Genomic DNA, 14,573 nt, shown 5'->3' with positions numbered 1-14,573 from the left:
CCCAGACGATGCCTCGGCCGCTCCGGCCGGGGCATCGTGACGCTCGGGGCATCGAACAGCCCTAGTCTCCGGGCGTACCAGCCGGCAACAGCGCCGCGACCGAGCCAAGAATCTCGTCGGGGCGGAACGGGAACTGCTCGATCGACTCCCGGTCGGCGATGCCAGTCATCACCAGGATCGTGTGCAAGCCCGCTTCCATTCCGGCGATGATGTCGGTGTCCATGCGGTCGCCGATCATGGCGGTGTTGTGCGAGTGCGCGCCGATCTGATTCAGCGCCGAGCGGAACATCATGGGGTTCGGCTTGCCCACGATGTAGGGCTCCTTGCCCGTGGCTTTCGTGATGAGCGCGTTGATCGCGCCGGTCGCGGGCAGCGGGCCCTCTGGGCTCGGGCCGGTCGCATCCGGGTTCGTCGAGATGAAGCGCGCGCCACCCGCGATCAAACGAATCGCCTTCGTAATCGCTTCGAACGAGTAGTTGCGCGTCTCGCCCACCACAACAAAGTCGGGGTTCTTCTCGGTCATCACGAACCCGGCGCTGTGCAGGGCGGTCAGGATCCCGGCCTCGCCGAGCACGAATGCCGTTCCCCCGGGCTTCTGCTGCTTGAGGAAGGCGGCGGTCGCGAGCGCGCTCGTCCAGATCCGGTCCTCGGGCACCTCAAGGCCCGACTCTGCAAGCCTGGCGCTGAGGTCGCGAGCAGTGAAGATCGAGTTGTTGGTGAGCACCAGGTAAGGCTGCTCCGTGTCACGCCAGTGCTGGATCAGCTCGGCCGCCCCCGGAATGGCCTTATTCTCGCGTACCAGCACCCCGTCCATGTCGGTCAGCCAGCATTCGATCTTGCCTCGACGGTTTGCAGCCTGTGGGTCGCTCATGGCCCCAGCGTACCGTCGCGGAGTGAATGGCGGGTTGCGTGATCTCGCCGCCTCGGAAGTGGAGTAGTCTCGGCCAAAACGCATGATCATGGAGGTCTGTGTGACCCAGGGCACCACGCACCGTTTCGCCACGACGCTGTCGAAGGACGGCGTACTTCTAAGAAACGCGGTCGCTCACTGGGGCCCTGCCGAAGCGCCGGCGATCGTGTTCGGACACGGCTACGGCACCGACCAGTCGACCTGGCTCCCGATCGCCGAGACGTTCGCCGAGACCCACCAGGTACTCCTCTTCGACTATGTCGGGTCCGGCCGATCAGATCTCAGCGCCTACGACGAGCAACGCTACAACTCGCTCGATGGCTACGCCGATGACCTGATCGAAGTGATCGAGGCGGCAGGCCTGTCCGACGTCGTCTTTGTGGGCCACTCGGTCAGCGGCATGATCGGCGCGCTGGCGTCGCTCCGGCGCCCCGATCTGTTCCGGCACCTGGTGATGGTCTGCCCCTCGCCGCGGTACGTCGACGATGACGATTACGTCGGTGGCTTCAGCCACGACGATGTGCTGGGCCTCATCACGGGAATCGAGATCAACCAGCCCAGCTGGGCCGCATCCATGGCGCCTGCCGTGACAGCGCGCGCTGACCGACCCGACGTCACGGGCCGGGTCGAGCAGCTCTTCGCGACCACCCTGCAACGGGTAGCGATCCAGTTTGCGCGGGTGGTGTTCTTGAGCGACGTCCGCCACCGACTTGCAGAGGTTCCCACCCCCAGCAGGATCCTGCAGTCCAGCGGGGACATCATCTGCCCTCCGCACATCGGGGACTACCTCGCCGCCCGCCTGCCACAGAGCGAGCTCGTCCGGCTCGACAGCGCCGGTCACTTCGTCCACCTCACCGAACCGGATCTCATCTCGGCCGAAATTCGGGCCGTGCTGTGACGGAAGACGAGCTCTCCGAGCAGATCCGGCTCATCGAGCACAGTCCGGTCGCGCTGCTCGCCGTGACGCTGAACGGCGAGGTGCTCGCCCACAACGAACGGATGCGGATGTGGATGGGCGCCCCGGACAAAGAACACTCGCTCCGCGGGCGCAATCTCGTCGAGTGGCTCACCCCGGCATCACGCCTGCTCTACGAGTCTCAGGTCATGCCCCGACTCCTCGACAACGGACGCGTGCAGGACGTCATTCTCGAGGTCTGTAATGACCTCGGCGTTCGAATCCCCCTGCTTGCGAGCGCCAACCTGTCCACCGCCCCGGACGGATCGCAACTCATCTACGTTGCCGTCATCGATGCCTCCGCACGAATCTCGTTCGAGCGCGAACTGGTTGAGGCGCGGCGTGCGGCGGACGAGGCCCACGAACGACTCACGTTGCTGCAAGACGCCACAAGCCAACTTGCACTCGCACAGGGAATCGACGATCTGGGCGCGATTCTCGTTGAAATGGCCGGGCGCGCGAGCCTGACCGACTGGACCTCGGTGCGCATTGTGAGCCCGTCGAGTGACCTTCGTGAAAGCCGGTACGGTTCACTCGCTACGGATATCGCCGCTTCGCTCGTTTCGCAGGGCTCGGAGCCAGTCGCCTGCCGGGACGGGTCCGAGATGCGCTCTCGATTCCCCGAACTCGCTGATTCCCTGGCTTCGAGGGGGGTCGAAGCGCTCCTCATCGTCCCCATTTCTCGCCTGGGAGCCGACGATGTCACGACGCTTGGTGAAATCATCTGCGCGTATCGCCGGCCCACCCCGTTCAACGACGACGAGGTGGAAACGCTGCACGCGCTCGCAGCGCAGGCGGAGCGGGTCATCGAGCACCTGCACCTGCAGGATCAGATCCGGCACCAGGCGCTGCACGACGTCCTCACGGGACTGCCCAACCGCCGCCTCTTGGCCGAGAACCTGGCGCAACAGCTCTCCGAGGCCGCGCGCACGGGTGAGCCCTGCTCCACCTTCTTCATCGACCTCGACGGGTTCAAAGCGATCAACGACGTGCTCGGGCACGCAGCTGGCGACGCGGCACTCCGCGTGATCGCCGGCCGACTTCGCGGCCTCTGCCGCGCCGAAGACATCGTGTCCCGCTTCGGCGGGGACGAGTTCGTCATCGCGCTGAAGGGCGTGGACGAGGCGGCGGCGCGCGAGTTCGCCACGCGAGCTCAGCGGGCGATCCGGCAACCGCTCGGCGATACGGCGGCGGGCGCCCATCTCTCCAGCAGCATCGGCGTCATGACCTGGCTGCCGCGCGCCGGTGAGCGCCCGCCGACCGCCGAGGAACTCATTGACGCGGCCGACAATGCCATGTATTCGGCAAAGCGACGCGGCAAGGACGCGGTGACGCTGCACCACTGGACGGGGCCGAGCACGGACTAATCGCTACCGTGCGGCGGCAGTGCGCGTATCGAATCTCCACGCGGGGTGCAGCGAGATCCTCGAGAACAGCCAGACTCCGTCCACGCGGACGAGTTCGAGCTCGTAGTGACCGCCGGTGGTCCAAAAGTCGGTCCCCGCGGCATCGCGCACATGGGTCGCAAGCAGCGTCGAGCGCGCGGTAGCGCGATCGCCTTGGACGGTGATCTCGTGATTCGCGCTCACGTGCTGCGTGGCGACGTAGCGTTCGAGCCCCGCACGCACGTGAGCGGCGAGCCCCGCTCGGCCCGCGTGCCCACCCCAGGGCGTGACGAGCTCGCCATCGGCGGCAAAGGTGCGTGCGTACCCTTCGAAGTCCCGTTCGTCGACGCATCGGGCAAACTCAATGATGCGCCCGCTGATCGCCCGCTCGTCCATCAGCGTCTGCCAGCCGTCTGCCGAAAACTCCATGACATGCTCCTCGCCGGTGTCGCCAGTGACACTCGCTCCCGACAGTACCGAGCGCTTGCTTGTGGGGGCAAGCGCAGCGTCGCCCCGCGAACCGGTACCTTCAATCCATGAGCACGCCAGATATCGCCCCGCTCGTTGTCGCCGACGTCCACGCCTGGCGCGCCTGGCTCGACGAGCAGGAGGGCGTCTCGGACGGCGTCTGGCTCATGCTCGCTAAGAAGGGCACCACGTCCCCGACCTCGCTGAGCTACGCACAGGCACTCGACGAGGCGCTCTGCAGCGGGTGGATCGACGGGCAGATCAAGTCCATCGACGAGTCAATCTTCATGCGCCGCTTCACCCCTCGCCGGAAGTACAGCCTCTGGTCCACCCGCAACATCGAGCACATCCAGCGACTTTCGGACGAGGGCAGGATCCGCCCCAGCGGAATCGCCGAGATCGAGCGGGCGAAGAGTGACGGGAGGTGGGACGCCGCGTACGCCGGCTCGGCCACCATGGAGGTGCCTGGCGACCTGACGATCGCGCTCGCCCAGGACGACGCCGCCCGACGGACGTTCGAGTCGTTGAACTCCCAGAACCGGTATTCGATTCTGCACCGGGTGACGACGGCGCGCACCCCCGAGACCCGCGCGAGGCGCCTGGCACGTGCGCTCGAGCAACTCGCCCGCGGCGAGACCCCCTACCCGCAGTAGGCGGGATCCTGCCCAGCCCCTGAGGTCGGCGAAATCGGGCACACGGAATGCCCACGTCCGCAGCACGTAGAATTGGCCCAATGACCGAGAACCCGACCGACCTTGCAGATTTCGGCGACGGGATCGATCCCACTGAACTTGAAATCACGCTGCGCGTGCTCGGGGCGGTGCACCGGCTTCCCGAGACGCACCCGGACTTTGTTTCCGTGCGTCGCGCGACCGCCTCGATGTTCAAGGCCGTGAAGAAGTCGCGGCGAGCGGAGATCCGCGATGCCGTCGCCACCGCCGACCGCGCCGTGATCGCCGCCACCGCGACCGGCGCTCCCGACCGCATCGACGACGAGACGCGGGGCCTCGACCTGGCGTCCTCGACCGACGCCCCGATTGCGGGCGAGCTCATCAAGCCGCGCAACTGCTACATCTGCAAGCAGCCGTACACGATGGTCGACGCGTTCTACCACCAGCTGTGCCCCGAGTGTGCACGGTTCAGCCACGCGAAGCGGAACGCCCGCGCCGACCTCACGGGCAAGCGCGCACTGCTCACCGGCGGCCGCGCCAAGATCGGCATGCACATCGCGCTGCGCCTGCTGCGCGACGGCGCCCACACGACGATTACGACGCGCTTCCCGCGCGACGCCGCCCGACGCTTCGCCTCGCTGCCCGACTCGGGCGACTGGCTACACCGCCTGCGCATCGTCGGCATCGACCTGCGCGACCCGGCTCAGGTCATCGGCCTCGCCGACTCGGTCGCAGCCCAGGGCCCGCTCGACATCCTCATCAACAATGCGGCGCAGACGGTCCGGCGCTCGCCGGGGTCGTACTCACTGCTCGCCGACGCCGAGCTGCAGCCGCTGCCGGACGGCCCGCTGCCCGAGATCGAGACCTTTGGCCACACGAATGACCCGCACCCGCAGGCCCTCCAGGCCTCGGTCGAGCAGCACCCGCTGCTCTCCGTCGCCGCGCTCGCCGGCACCGTGGCCGAGGGCTACGGCCCGAATCTCACGGCCGACGACCTCTCGCAGATCGCGATGACCCCGGGTTCGTCGTCGCTCGCGAAGCACGCCGACGGTACCGCGATCGACGCGGGCGGGCTCGTGCCCGACGTGAACCACGTCAACAGCTGGGTGCAGAACGTACAGGATGTGGACCCGCTCGAGATGCTCGAGGTGCAGCTCTGCAACACCACCGCGCCGTTCCTGCTCATCAGCCGCCTGCGCGCTTCGATGGTCGCGGCCGAGGCTGATCGAACCTACATCGTCAACGTCTCTGCGATGGAAGGGCAGTTCGCACGGCGCTATAAGGGCCCGGGGCACCCCCACACCAACATGGCGAAGGCGGCGCTGAATATGCTCACGCGCACGAGCGCGGGCGAGATGTTCGAGACCGACGGGATCCTGATGACCGCGGTCGACACCGGCTGGATCACGGACGAGCGCCCGCACTTCACCAAGGTGCGCCTGGCCGAGGAGGGCTTCCACGCCCCGCTCGACCTGGTCGACGGCGCGGCCCGCGTGTACGACCCGATCGTCCGCGGCGAGGCCGGCGAAGACCTGTACGGCTGCTTCCTGAAGGACTACAAGCCGAGCCAGTGGTAGCTGGCGCGGACGCGGGCGTGCATCCCGATGTGGCCAGCGCCTGCGCCGCGCTCGGGCATGATCCCTCGCGCCTCTCGCCAGAGCCCGACAACCGGGCGCACGGCGGCGCGATCGCGCGCACGCCCGAGTCCGCGGTGCGCTTTCGCGTGGGCAAGGTCACTCCCACCAAGGTCGGGCACTTCGTGACGGTGTGGCGCCGGGCCGCCGATGGCTCCACCGAGCCCTTCCCCGCCGAGGACGCGGTGGAAACGCTGGTTGTCGCCGTTCGAGACGGCCCGAATTTCGGCGCCTTCGTCTTCCCCGCGAGTGCGCTGATCGAGCACGGCATCGCCTCCGCGGGCGGGATCGGCGGCAAGCGCGGCTTCCGCGTCTACCCGCCCTGGGCCGCGGCCGCGAACCCACAAGCGAGGCGCACGCAGCAGTGGCAGATCGGCTTCTTTGTCGCGCTGGATAGGCTGAAGCCATGACCGTTCTCGCCGCCGTCCTCCTGCTCGTCAACGCCGCGTACAACGCGCTTGTGTGGCCGCAGTTCTTCAAGCGCATCAAGGCGGACGAGCGCGCGTTCGACGCTCACGGCAAGCCCACGAAGTTCTTCACCGTGCACGCGTGGCTGATCGGTATCGCGCTCGTCATTGGGCTGGCCTCGGCTATCGCGGGTATCTGGCTGCTCGTCGCCGGCTAGCGCCTCCCGCGCTACCCCTCCAGCAGGATCCTCCCGCGCTGCCCAGCGCTCGCGCGCCCGAGCCTCCCCCAGTTCCCTGCGCGTTCGTAGTTCCCGGAGCGAAAAACTCGGGTTTCCGGCGCCGGGAACTCAGAACGCTCCGGCAAGTGAGCGAATCAAACCACTCGGGCCGTCGCGTGCCCGAGCTACCGCCGTTCCGCGCGTCGCGGCAGCACGACCGCCGACGCGATGAGGAAGCAGAGTGCGCCGATGAACGTGCCGGCGCCAGCGAGCGTCGGGTCGAGATCCTGCCCGCCGGGCAGCAGGAACGCGCCGATGGCGGAGAACCCGAAGGCGATGCACCCCAGCAGGTTGATCTGCGCCGACCACCAGTCGGCATCGCGGAAGTCGAAGCGGCGTTCTCGGCCGCGGGAGTCCGCGATCACGAGCAGCACCCCGCTCAGCAGGAAGGCGGCCGAGCCGCCCGCGTCGGGCGACCAAACGTAGTGCAGCTCGGCGGGGAGGTTGTGCGCGACGAGGGCCACGGTCGTGCTCACGTTGAACGCAATAGTGCCCAGCGACTGCGTGAGCGCGGCCATCCATTCAGGGCGCACGCGCCTCGCGGAAGAATCAGGGATCCGTGCCGTTGCGGGCGTGCTCCGCGCGAGCTGGATCAGCCCGGCCGCCGTGAAGAACCAGGCGCCGATGAAGCACAGCCAGTTGGTGGCCAGGGTTCCGGCCACCGCGTGAAACCCCGGGGCGGTGCCAACGGCGAAGAGCGCCGAACCGATCATGAAACCCCAGCACTGCTGCGCCAGGCTCGGCGTGAACCTGCGTCGCTGGCCGGGCTCGCCCGTGCGCGCCTGACCGGACGGGGGCGTTGAATTGCTCACGGGACCTCCTTCCGGTCGCCTGCGTCCATCATGGCAAGATTTCGCGGCGAGGCGCGTACCGGGTCCAAACAGGGCAGGATCACCACTCCCGTATCAACCGGGCCCCGCATCCCACAACCCGCCAAACCCGCACCCGCGGTGGATACACTGACCGTCCGCGACAGAAAGCAGGCAGCAATGGAGCTCAGCTCGGTCATCCAGATCACCTTCAACTCGCGTGGACTCGCGAATCTCCCCACTGAGGGCGGCGGCCGAGTGGCGCCGGTACTCTTCCGCTCCGATGCGCTCGCCTCGCTCACCCCGGCAGGGATCCAAGCCCTTGCTGACCTCGGCATCGGCACCGTGATCGATCTGCGTACCGACGCTGAGCGGGCACGCGCCGCCGACGTGTTGCCCGAGGACGGCAGCGTGGAGTTCGTCCCACTTCCTGTCCTGGGCGGTGCAATGGACGAGATGGTGCAGCGCCTGTTGCCCGCGAGCGGGGCAACGGCGAGCCCGACACCCGAGCAGCTCGCGGCAGCGGTGGAGCAAGTACCGACGCTCCCCGAGCTGTACACCTCGATCCTCGAGAACAGCGCCGCGCAGTTTGTGGCGCTCGCGCGGGCAGTCATCGCGGCGGCGCCGACCGAGCGGCCGGGGGTCCTGTTCCACTGCACCGCGGGGAAGGATCGCACGGGCCTCGCTGCGGCGCTCCTGCTCTCCGTCGCCGGCGTCGCGCGCGACAGGATCGTGACCGACTACACCAAGACTGAGGCGAACCTGGCAGGGCCATTCGCGCAGCAGCTGAAGGGCCTCATCACCAGCATGGGGATGCCATTGACCCCACGCCTCGAGACGCTCGCGACGAAATCACCCGCGGAGGCGATTGAGACTGCCCTCGATTGGGTCACGACCGAACATGGGGACGCCCGCGGGTACCTCGGCTCTGGAGGGCTCTCCGACGCGGAGTCCGATGAGCTGCGGCGCGCCCTCGTGAGCCAGGGGTAGCCGACGTTACTGTCGTCGCACCCTGAGCAGGCTCGCAAGACCCGCGAGCACGATCACCACCGCCCCATACCCGTAGGTCACCGCGGTCAAGCCGAACACCGGCACGAGGGCGCCGGCGATCACGGTCGGGATTCCGAATGCCAGGTAGGAAACCAGAAAGATCACCGCGAACACATCTGCGCGTTCGGTCGCGGGGATGTGTGGCGCAAGCGAACTGACCACCCCAAAGAAGGCGGTGCCGAAACCAGACCCGGTCACCGCTACGGCGAGGAGGTAGGCGGGCAGGGATCCTGCAGCGAGGGCGAGCAGTGACAGCGCCGTCCCGACCGCGAGCGCGGCCGTGCCGTAGATCGAGATCGTGCGTGCTGACCGTCGGCGCAGAAGGAACGCGGCGACCGCTCCTGAACCGGCAAGCACGCCGACAGAGAGTCCCTGCCAGGCGTGGGCCTGTCCGCCCAGCTCGGTGTGGACGATGTTGGCGCCGAGCGAGAGGAACAATCCGCCCGTGGCCCAGCCGGCGAAGATTGCGGGTGCCCCGCGCAAGAAGTCCCCACGCATCGATTCAGGAACCGTCAGTTTGAACCGTAATGAGCGGATCGCGCCGGGTTTACGCGGGGCCGTCTCAGGGATGAACCAGAAGAGGACCGCGAGGACCAGGTACAGCACGACGAGTGGCGCGAAAATAACGGCCAGGGCGTGGCTGAAAAGGTCGAGGACAACGCCGGCCGCGAGCGCACCGAGCCCCAGCCCGACCATTGGGGCCACGGCGTTCCAAACGGCGGCGGATCCTGGGCGCGACGGCGGTTCGAAGTCGGTGATCGCCGCCGATACGGCGGAGAGCAGCAACCCGCTCGCGACCCCCTGCACGACTCGCGCGATCACCAACAGAGGGACCGTATCCGCGTGCCAGAAGATGAAGACGCTGGCAGCGAGGAGCACGAGCCCCACACTCGCGACCGGGCGCCGTCCAATGTGATCGGACAGCGACCCCGCAATCAAGAGGGTGAGCAGCAACGTGAGCGCGTAGATCGCAAAGATCATCGTGATGGCGACGGCGTCGAAGCCGATCGCTTCAGCGAGCACGGGGTAGAACGGGGACGGCGCGCTCGCGCCCGCCATCATCGCGGTGATGGACACGATCGAGAGGGTGAACCCCCACCGCGTGCTCCGGCCCTGTGCTTCGAGGCCTGCCCTTGCCGCCACCGCTGTTCTCCGCTCGCCCTAAAGTTCGAAGTTTTTCGAACTGCTCAAGTTTTAGAGTGTAGTGACACTTGACGGGTGGTTCAACTATTCTCGAACCATGACCAGCCCGACGGTGCTCATGCACCCTGCCCCCGCAGAGATCGAGTTGCACCACGTGCTCTTCGCGCTGAGCGACCCCGAACGCCTCGCGATCGCCCGTCAACTATCCAGCGGGCCCCTCGACATGGCCGAGTGCACGCTCAGCGACCCGGGCATGCCGAAATCCACGAAGTCACACCTCATGAAGGTGCTGCGGGAATCGGGCGTCATTCGCAATGACGCGAACGGCCGGGGCCGACGGCTTTCTTTGCGCAGGGAAGAGCTCGACGCGCGCTTTCCCGGGCTGCTCGATGCCATCCTTTTCGCAGCGTCCGACTCCCGCGTTGCGCCAGAGTCGGGCCGTTAGATTGAAGGCATGACCCCACCTCCCCGAGTCGTCATCACCGGCGCATCCGGTTTCATCGGGCAGCGTATGGTCGAAGAGTTCAGCGAGCGCGGGTTCGAGGTCCGGTGCGTCGGCCGCCACGGACCGGACGCCAGCTGGAACGACCAGGGGGCCATCACCCGGCTGATCGACGGAGCCGCGGTCGTCATCAACCTCGCTGGAAAGAGCGTCAACTGCCGCTACACGCGCCGCAATCGCGACGAGATCCTACGCTCCCGCCTCAGCACGACGGCCACCCTCGGCGCAGCAATCGAGCAGGCGGAGCACCCGCCCGCGATCTGGCTGAACGCCAGTACTTCGACGATCTACCGGTACTCGATGGACCGGCCGATGAACGAGGATCGTGGTGAGCTGGGCGCCGGTTTCTCCGTGGATGTGGCCCGGAACTGGGAGCACGAGTTCTTCGCGGCGCCCCTCCCGCACACTCGTCGCGTCGCCCTCAGAATGTCGATCGTTCTCGGCGATGGCCCCGCTACCAGCATGCTGCTGCGCCTCGCCCGACTCGGCTTGGGTGGGCCGCAGCACGACGGCTGGTGGTTCGGTCACCGTCGCTACCGCGGCATCGGCCCGGCCCCCACCGCGGAGGCAGCGCACTCTCGCCGATCCCGCGGAAAGCAGCGCTTCAGCTGGATCCACATCGACGACGTGGTCGGCGCCATCGATCACCTCATCGAGCACGAAGAGATCTCGGGCCCCGTCAACCTGGCCTCTCCCGGCGTCTCCAACAACGCCGAGCTCATGGCCACCATGCGCCGGGTGGTGCACCGCAGGATCGGGCTGCCCGCGTTTCGGTGGATGCTTGAGCCGGCGATGTGGTTGCTGCGCACCGAGCCGGAGCTCGTGCTCAAGAGTCGCTGGGTCGAGCCGGAGGTGCTGCGGGCAAGCGGCTATCAGTTCGTCTGGCCCGAGCTCGAGCCCGCACTCCGCTCAGTGGTCAGCCAGGGCACCTAGGCAACGGACCCGGCCCCGACACCGGTTTCATCATGCGTCGACGACGCATCCGAGGCCTTACGCCAGCAGCGTGAATCCTGACTCGTAGCGCGTCTTCCCGAGCGCCGCCATGATGATCTGGAGAAACCCCATCGCCTCGAGCTCCCTCGCGCGAGTCAACGGGCCGACGTCGACAGCGCGCATTCCTGCCGCCTCGATCAGTGTCGCGACCGCGATCTTCGCGTCGGCGTAGTCGCCGGCGAACAAGACTGTCGTGGGTGTCGTGCCGTTCGTGCCCGAGGTGAGTGTATCGCCGAGATTGACGTTGAACGCCTTCACCACCGATGCACCCTCGGGAAGCATCTGGGCGAGCTCGGCGGCAGTGGAGGAATCTGCCGGAGACTTCAACTCGTCGTACGTAGAGAAGTCGATGGGATTGCTGATGTCGATGACCACTCGGCTACTGAGCTGCTCCCGATAGTGCTCGAGAATGCTCGGGTAGGCCGCGCTGGGGACAGCAAGGACTACGAGATCGCCGGCGAGCTTGTCCCCCATCACGCTGTACTCGAACCCCGAGCGGGCCGCGGAGGGGCTCGTCGCACTGCGCTTGAGGATTTGCACACCCGCTCCCGCACGGTCCGCGACTTCTGCAATCGCGGCGCCCATCTTGCCGCTCCCAATAATGCTGACCGTTGTCATGCGACCGAGATCCTCCTGAATCGGTTGAGCGCCTGTTCTGCGACCTTCTGCGCGTCGTAGTCAAACACCGCGCTTCGGCGGAAGTCCCGACCGACGCGAATATCAGCGTCGCGCTTCGCGAGGTCCGCAAACTCGTATTGCGCGTCGAACATTGCGCCAGATCTGCGAGACCCATTCTGCAGAATCGCGGTGCGCTGCATGCGGACTGCGGTGTAGCGCCGGAAGGCCTCGGGGATGTCGGACACGTTCTCGGCGGCCGCCAGGAATGTGGCGAGCGCCATGCTGTCTTCGATCGCCTGGTTCACTCCCTGCCCCTGGTGCGGCAGCATCGTGTGCGCCGCGTCGCCCAGCAAGGCGATCGGCCCTCGTGACCAGTTGGTGAGGGGTTCGTGGTCGAAGAGGCCCCACCAGAAGGTCTTGTCAATGAGACCGATGAAGTGTTGGAGCTTCGGGTCCCAGCCGTCGCCCGCAAACTCCGCGGCGAGTTCGCTCACCTCCGCCGGGCCAGACCAGGGTCCGTTGAGGGGCCGGTCGCTCGGAATGCCTGCGACAAAGTTGAAGAGGTTCCGTTGCTGCAGCGGGTAACACATGAAGTGCCGGTTGTCGCCCATCCACACCTGGCTAATCATTGGCCAGTCTTCGGGAAGACGCGACGCGTCAATGACCCCGCGATAGACGATGTATCCGGAGTACACGGGCTCAGGGTGCTGATCCACGGCCTTCCGCACCACCGAGTGGATGCCGTCTGCCCCCACCACGGCGTCGAACTCCTCGTGCACCCCGTTTTCGAACTCGACGCGAACACCCGATTCCAGTGCCTGAACGGACGTCAGCCGGTGGCCGAGACGGATCGACTCAGGATCGACTCCTTCCGCCAGTGCATTGATGAGGTCCGGCCGGTACATTCCGATGTTCTGATACTGCTTTGCCGAATCTTCCCATGCCGCGTCCGTGACCATCTTGCCCATCGCGTCCAGGTACACCCCGTGCCCGTCGGGGACGGCTCCCAGCTCCTTGATCTTCTCGAGGACGCCGAGCGTGTCGAGAACGCGCGCGGCATTCGGTGCAACGGTCACGCCCGCGCCCACCTCGCCGAGCTTGCTCGCCTGCTCGAACACCGTGACCTGCACACCGGCGATCCGCGTCAGCGCGATTGCTGCGGTGAGCCCGCCCATCCCGCCGCCGATGACTGCAATTCTGGTGGTCTGACTCACCATGAGTTCTCCTTGCCTGGACTACGCAACACGGGTGATTCCCTATCGCTTTTCGACGAGCTCACGGGCGACCGCCGGTGAGGAGAACATCGTGGCTCCGCTCGCCTGCTCCGCTTCGTGATCGGGGCCGAGCGGGATGCCCGAGCGATCACGCAGGCACAGTGTCGCCGCGCCTCCGACGAGGGATGCGGCGAGGAGGTACCCAGAGACGGCGGCAGTCGTCCCTGTGGCTTCGAGGAGCATCTGCGCGATCATGGGGGCGAACGCCCCACCGAGGATCGCGCCCACCGCGTACGAGATCGAAACACCCGAGAAGCGCACCGATGCGGGGAAAATCTCTGAGTACCAGGCCGCTAGCGGGCCATAGGTGAGCCCGAGAGCGGACGAGATGAGAATGAGTGCCGTGTAGAGCCCGGGCAGCCCTCCGTTGTCGACGAGCCAGAAGATCGGGAAGACGATAGCCGCCTGCAACGCGAAGCCGACCAGGAAGGTGTTTCGTCGCCCGATCACATCGGACAGGTACCCCGCAAGGAGGGTCGAGAAGAACCACACGACCGCGGCGGCTGATGCGGCGAGCAGCACTACTGGAGTGTTCAAGCCCTGCACGTTGATCGCATAGTTGTTCAGGAACCCGCCGGTGGTCATGTACCCGAGCGTGCCGTTCCCGGCGAACACGAGTGCTGCAAGCAACACGAGGTGCCAGTGGCTTTTGAAAAGCGACACGATCGGAACACTGGCCTGCTTGCCGCGCTTGGCGATCTCCGCAAACACCGGGCTCTCGTCGACCGAACGGCGCACGACGAAGCCGACAACAATGAGCACGACGCTGAGCAGGAACGGCACGCGCCATCCCCACTCGAGGTAGGCCTCACCCGGTGAGATGACACCGGTCATTAGGGCCGTCATGCCCGATGCGAGCAGGAAGCCGAGCGGGACTCCAAGCTGCGGCCAGGATCCTGCGCGACCGCGACGGTTCGCCGGGGCGTGCTCAACGGCCATGAGGACCGCGCCGCCCCATTCGCCGCCGGCCGAGAGACCCTGAAGGATGCGCAGGAAGAGCAGCAGGATCGGTGCGGTGACGCCGATCTGCGAGTAGGTGGGCAGCAGGCCGATCAGCGTCGTCGCCACACCCATCAGTACGAGCGTGAGGACCAGCATTGCGCGCCGTCCAATGATGTCGCCGAAGTGTCCGGCGAGGAATGCTCCGAGTGGGCGGAACAGGAACGAGATGCCGACCGTCGCAAATGAGAGCAGCAGCCCGATCTCTTCGCCCGCAGGCTGGAAGAAGAGCTGCGCGAACACGAGGCTCGCGCTCATCGCGTAGATGAAGAAGTCGTACCACTCGATCGTCGTGCCGATGATTGTCGCGAAGGCGATCCGGCGCTGAGAGTTTGGTTTCCCGGGGGAAAGTGAAGCGGTCATCGTTGTCCCTAACGTCATTGTTGCCCCTCCAGCACACGGGGATTGGGAAGCTGTTCGTGTCAATACTGAGGGGCCCATCTCTACATGTAAATCACAGTAATATGAAGATGTACT

At 66.5% G+C, this 14,573-nt stretch carries 16 protein-coding genes; 9 read left to right on the top strand and 7 right to left on the bottom strand.

Annotated features, from left to right (window positions below):
- Positions 1 to 61 precede the first annotated feature (61 nt).
- Positions 62 to 871 carry an HAD-IIA family hydrolase gene (locus tag JW030_RS00370; protein WP_188045921.1) on the bottom strand — a complete coding sequence of 270 codons (810 nt, stop codon included), beginning with the start codon at positions 869 to 871 and terminating at the stop codon, positions 62 to 64.
- Positions 872 to 971: 100 nt separating this feature from the next.
- Between JW030_RS00370 and JW030_RS00365 the strand changes: the two genes are divergently transcribed.
- Complete coding sequence (locus JW030_RS00365; protein ID WP_206348592.1) at positions 972 to 1,808, top strand: alpha/beta fold hydrolase; 837 nt, start codon at positions 972 to 974, stop codon at positions 1,806 to 1,808.
- Positions 1,805 to 3,232: a diguanylate cyclase domain-containing protein gene (locus JW030_RS00360; protein WP_188045922.1), complete on the top strand. Its 1,428-nt coding sequence runs from the start codon at positions 1,805 to 1,807 to the stop codon at positions 3,230 to 3,232. The genes JW030_RS00365 and JW030_RS00360 overlap by 4 nt, the downstream gene beginning before the upstream one ends.
- 3 nt (positions 3,233 to 3,235) lie before the next feature.
- On the opposite strand, the gene JW030_RS00355 is transcribed toward JW030_RS00360, so the two are convergent.
- Positions 3,236 to 3,679 carry a nuclear transport factor 2 family protein gene (locus JW030_RS00355; RefSeq protein ID WP_188045923.1) on the bottom strand — a complete coding sequence of 148 codons (444 nt, stop codon included), beginning with the start codon at positions 3,677 to 3,679 and terminating at the stop codon, positions 3,236 to 3,238.
- 107 nt (positions 3,680 to 3,786) lie between these two features.
- On the opposite strand from JW030_RS00355, the gene JW030_RS00350 reads away from it, so the two are divergent.
- The 4 genes from JW030_RS00350 (at position 3,787) to JW030_RS00335 (ending at position 6,648) form a co-directional block, all read left to right on the top strand.
- Positions 3,787 to 4,371, top strand: coding sequence for a YdeI family protein (locus tag JW030_RS00350; RefSeq protein WP_188045924.1), 585 nt, complete (start codon positions 3,787 to 3,789; stop codon positions 4,369 to 4,371).
- Between the two features lie 80 nt (positions 4,372 to 4,451).
- Complete coding sequence (locus JW030_RS00345) at positions 4,452 to 5,966, top strand: SDR family NAD(P)-dependent oxidoreductase (RefSeq protein WP_188045925.1); 1,515 nt, start codon at positions 4,452 to 4,454, stop codon at positions 5,964 to 5,966.
- A 17-nt stretch (positions 5,967 to 5,983) separates the two neighbouring features.
- Positions 5,984 to 6,433 carry a MepB family protein gene (locus JW030_RS00340; RefSeq protein WP_241095480.1) on the top strand — a complete coding sequence of 150 codons (450 nt, stop codon included), beginning with the start codon at positions 5,984 to 5,986 and terminating at the stop codon, positions 6,431 to 6,433.
- Positions 6,430 to 6,648: an SCO4848 family membrane protein gene (locus JW030_RS00335; RefSeq protein ID WP_188045927.1), complete on the top strand. Its 219-nt coding sequence runs from the start codon at positions 6,430 to 6,432 to the stop codon at positions 6,646 to 6,648. Before JW030_RS00340 ends, JW030_RS00335 begins: the two co-directional genes overlap by 4 nt.
- A gap of 185 nt (positions 6,649 to 6,833) precedes the next feature.
- Here JW030_RS00335 and JW030_RS00330 read toward each other — a convergent pair whose 3' ends face one another.
- Positions 6,834 to 7,520 (bottom strand): hypothetical protein, encoded by a 687-nt coding sequence (locus JW030_RS00330; protein ID WP_223159932.1) that lies wholly within the window; start codon positions 7,518 to 7,520, stop codon positions 6,834 to 6,836.
- A 177-nt stretch (positions 7,521 to 7,697) separates the two neighbouring features.
- Here JW030_RS00330 and JW030_RS00325 point away from each other — a divergent pair, with 177 nt between their 5' ends.
- Positions 7,698 to 8,507, top strand: a complete 810-nt coding sequence (locus tag JW030_RS00325) for a tyrosine-protein phosphatase (RefSeq protein ID WP_188045928.1) — start codon at positions 7,698 to 7,700, stop codon at positions 8,505 to 8,507.
- 6 nt (positions 8,508 to 8,513) lie between these two features.
- Here JW030_RS00325 and JW030_RS00320 read toward each other — a convergent pair whose 3' ends face one another.
- Positions 8,514 to 9,644 carry an MFS transporter gene (locus tag JW030_RS00320; RefSeq protein ID WP_241095479.1) on the bottom strand — a complete coding sequence of 377 codons (1,131 nt, stop codon included), beginning with the start codon at positions 9,642 to 9,644 and terminating at the stop codon, positions 8,514 to 8,516.
- Between the two features lie 163 nt (positions 9,645 to 9,807).
- Between JW030_RS00320 and JW030_RS00315 the strand changes: the two genes are divergently transcribed.
- Both JW030_RS00315 and JW030_RS00310 read left to right on the top strand, forming a co-directional pair.
- Positions 9,808 to 10,155 (top strand): helix-turn-helix transcriptional regulator, encoded by a 348-nt coding sequence (locus JW030_RS00315; protein ID WP_188045929.1) that lies wholly within the window; start codon positions 9,808 to 9,810, stop codon positions 10,153 to 10,155.
- A gap of 9 nt (positions 10,156 to 10,164) precedes the next feature.
- The gene (locus JW030_RS00310) at positions 10,165 to 11,145 is read left to right on the top strand and encodes an epimerase (RefSeq protein ID WP_188045930.1); all 981 of its coding nucleotides are present in this window, start codon (positions 10,165 to 10,167) and stop codon (positions 11,143 to 11,145) included.
- A gap of 57 nt (positions 11,146 to 11,202) precedes the next feature.
- Here JW030_RS00310 and JW030_RS00305 read toward each other — a convergent pair whose 3' ends face one another.
- Genes JW030_RS00305 through JW030_RS00295 form a run of 3 tightly spaced genes read right to left on the bottom strand, consistent with a single transcriptional unit; the run spans position 11,203 to position 14,459 of the window.
- A complete protein-coding gene (locus JW030_RS00305) occupies positions 11,203 to 11,823 on the bottom strand; it encodes an NADPH-dependent F420 reductase (protein WP_188045931.1) in 621 nt (206 codons plus the stop codon).
- Positions 11,820 to 13,040, bottom strand: a complete 1,221-nt coding sequence (locus JW030_RS00300; RefSeq protein ID WP_188045932.1) for an FAD-dependent monooxygenase — start codon at positions 13,038 to 13,040, stop codon at positions 11,820 to 11,822. The genes JW030_RS00305 and JW030_RS00300 overlap by 4 nt, the downstream gene beginning before the upstream one ends.
- Positions 13,041 to 13,079: 39 nt before the next feature.
- On the bottom strand, positions 13,080 to 14,459 hold the full coding sequence (locus JW030_RS00295) for an MFS transporter (RefSeq protein ID WP_241095478.1): 1,380 nt from the start codon (positions 14,457 to 14,459) through the stop codon (positions 13,080 to 13,082).
- Positions 14,460 to 14,573: the final 114 nt, after the last annotated feature.

Source organism: Leucobacter sp. CX169, assembly GCF_017161405.1.
Classification (GTDB): Bacteria; Actinomycetota; Actinomycetes; order Actinomycetales; family Microbacteriaceae; genus Cx-87.
Note: the sequence above shows the minus strand (reverse complement) of the source record. Positions and strands in the feature narration are given on the sequence as shown.

Bases quoted from the DNA above. Each gene is read 5' to 3' on its own strand.
- JW030_RS00370 (WP_188045921.1), bottom strand. From the start codon at position 871: ATGAGCGACCCACAGGCTGCAAACCGTCGAGGCAAGATCGAATGCTGG.
- JW030_RS00355 (WP_188045923.1), bottom strand. From the start codon at position 3,679: ATGGAGTTTTCGGCAGACGGCTGGCAGACGCTGATGGACGAGCGGGCG.
- JW030_RS00350 (WP_188045924.1), top strand. From the start codon at position 3,787: ATGAGCACGCCAGATATCGCCCCGCTCGTTGTCGCCGACGTCCACGCC.
- JW030_RS00345 (WP_188045925.1), top strand. From the start codon at position 4,452: ATGACCGAGAACCCGACCGACCTTGCAGATTTCGGCGACGGGATCGAT.
- JW030_RS00335 (WP_188045927.1), top strand. From the start codon at position 6,430: ATGACCGTTCTCGCCGCCGTCCTCCTGCTCGTCAACGCCGCGTACAAC.
- JW030_RS00325 (WP_188045928.1), top strand. From the start codon at position 7,698: ATGGAGCTCAGCTCGGTCATCCAGATCACCTTCAACTCGCGTGGACTC.
- JW030_RS00315 (WP_188045929.1), top strand. From the start codon at position 9,808: ATGACCAGCCCGACGGTGCTCATGCACCCTGCCCCCGCAGAGATCGAG.
- JW030_RS00310 (WP_188045930.1), top strand. From the start codon at position 10,165: ATGACCCCACCTCCCCGAGTCGTCATCACCGGCGCATCCGGTTTCATC.
- JW030_RS00305 (WP_188045931.1), bottom strand. From the start codon at position 11,823: ATGACAACGGTCAGCATTATTGGGAGCGGCAAGATGGGCGCCGCGATT.
- JW030_RS00300 (WP_188045932.1), bottom strand. From the start codon at position 13,040: ATGGTGAGTCAGACCACCAGAATTGCAGTCATCGGCGGCGGGATGGGC.
- JW030_RS00295 (WP_241095478.1), bottom strand. From the start codon at position 14,459: ATGACCGCTTCACTTTCCCCCGGGAAACCAAACTCTCAGCGCCGGATC.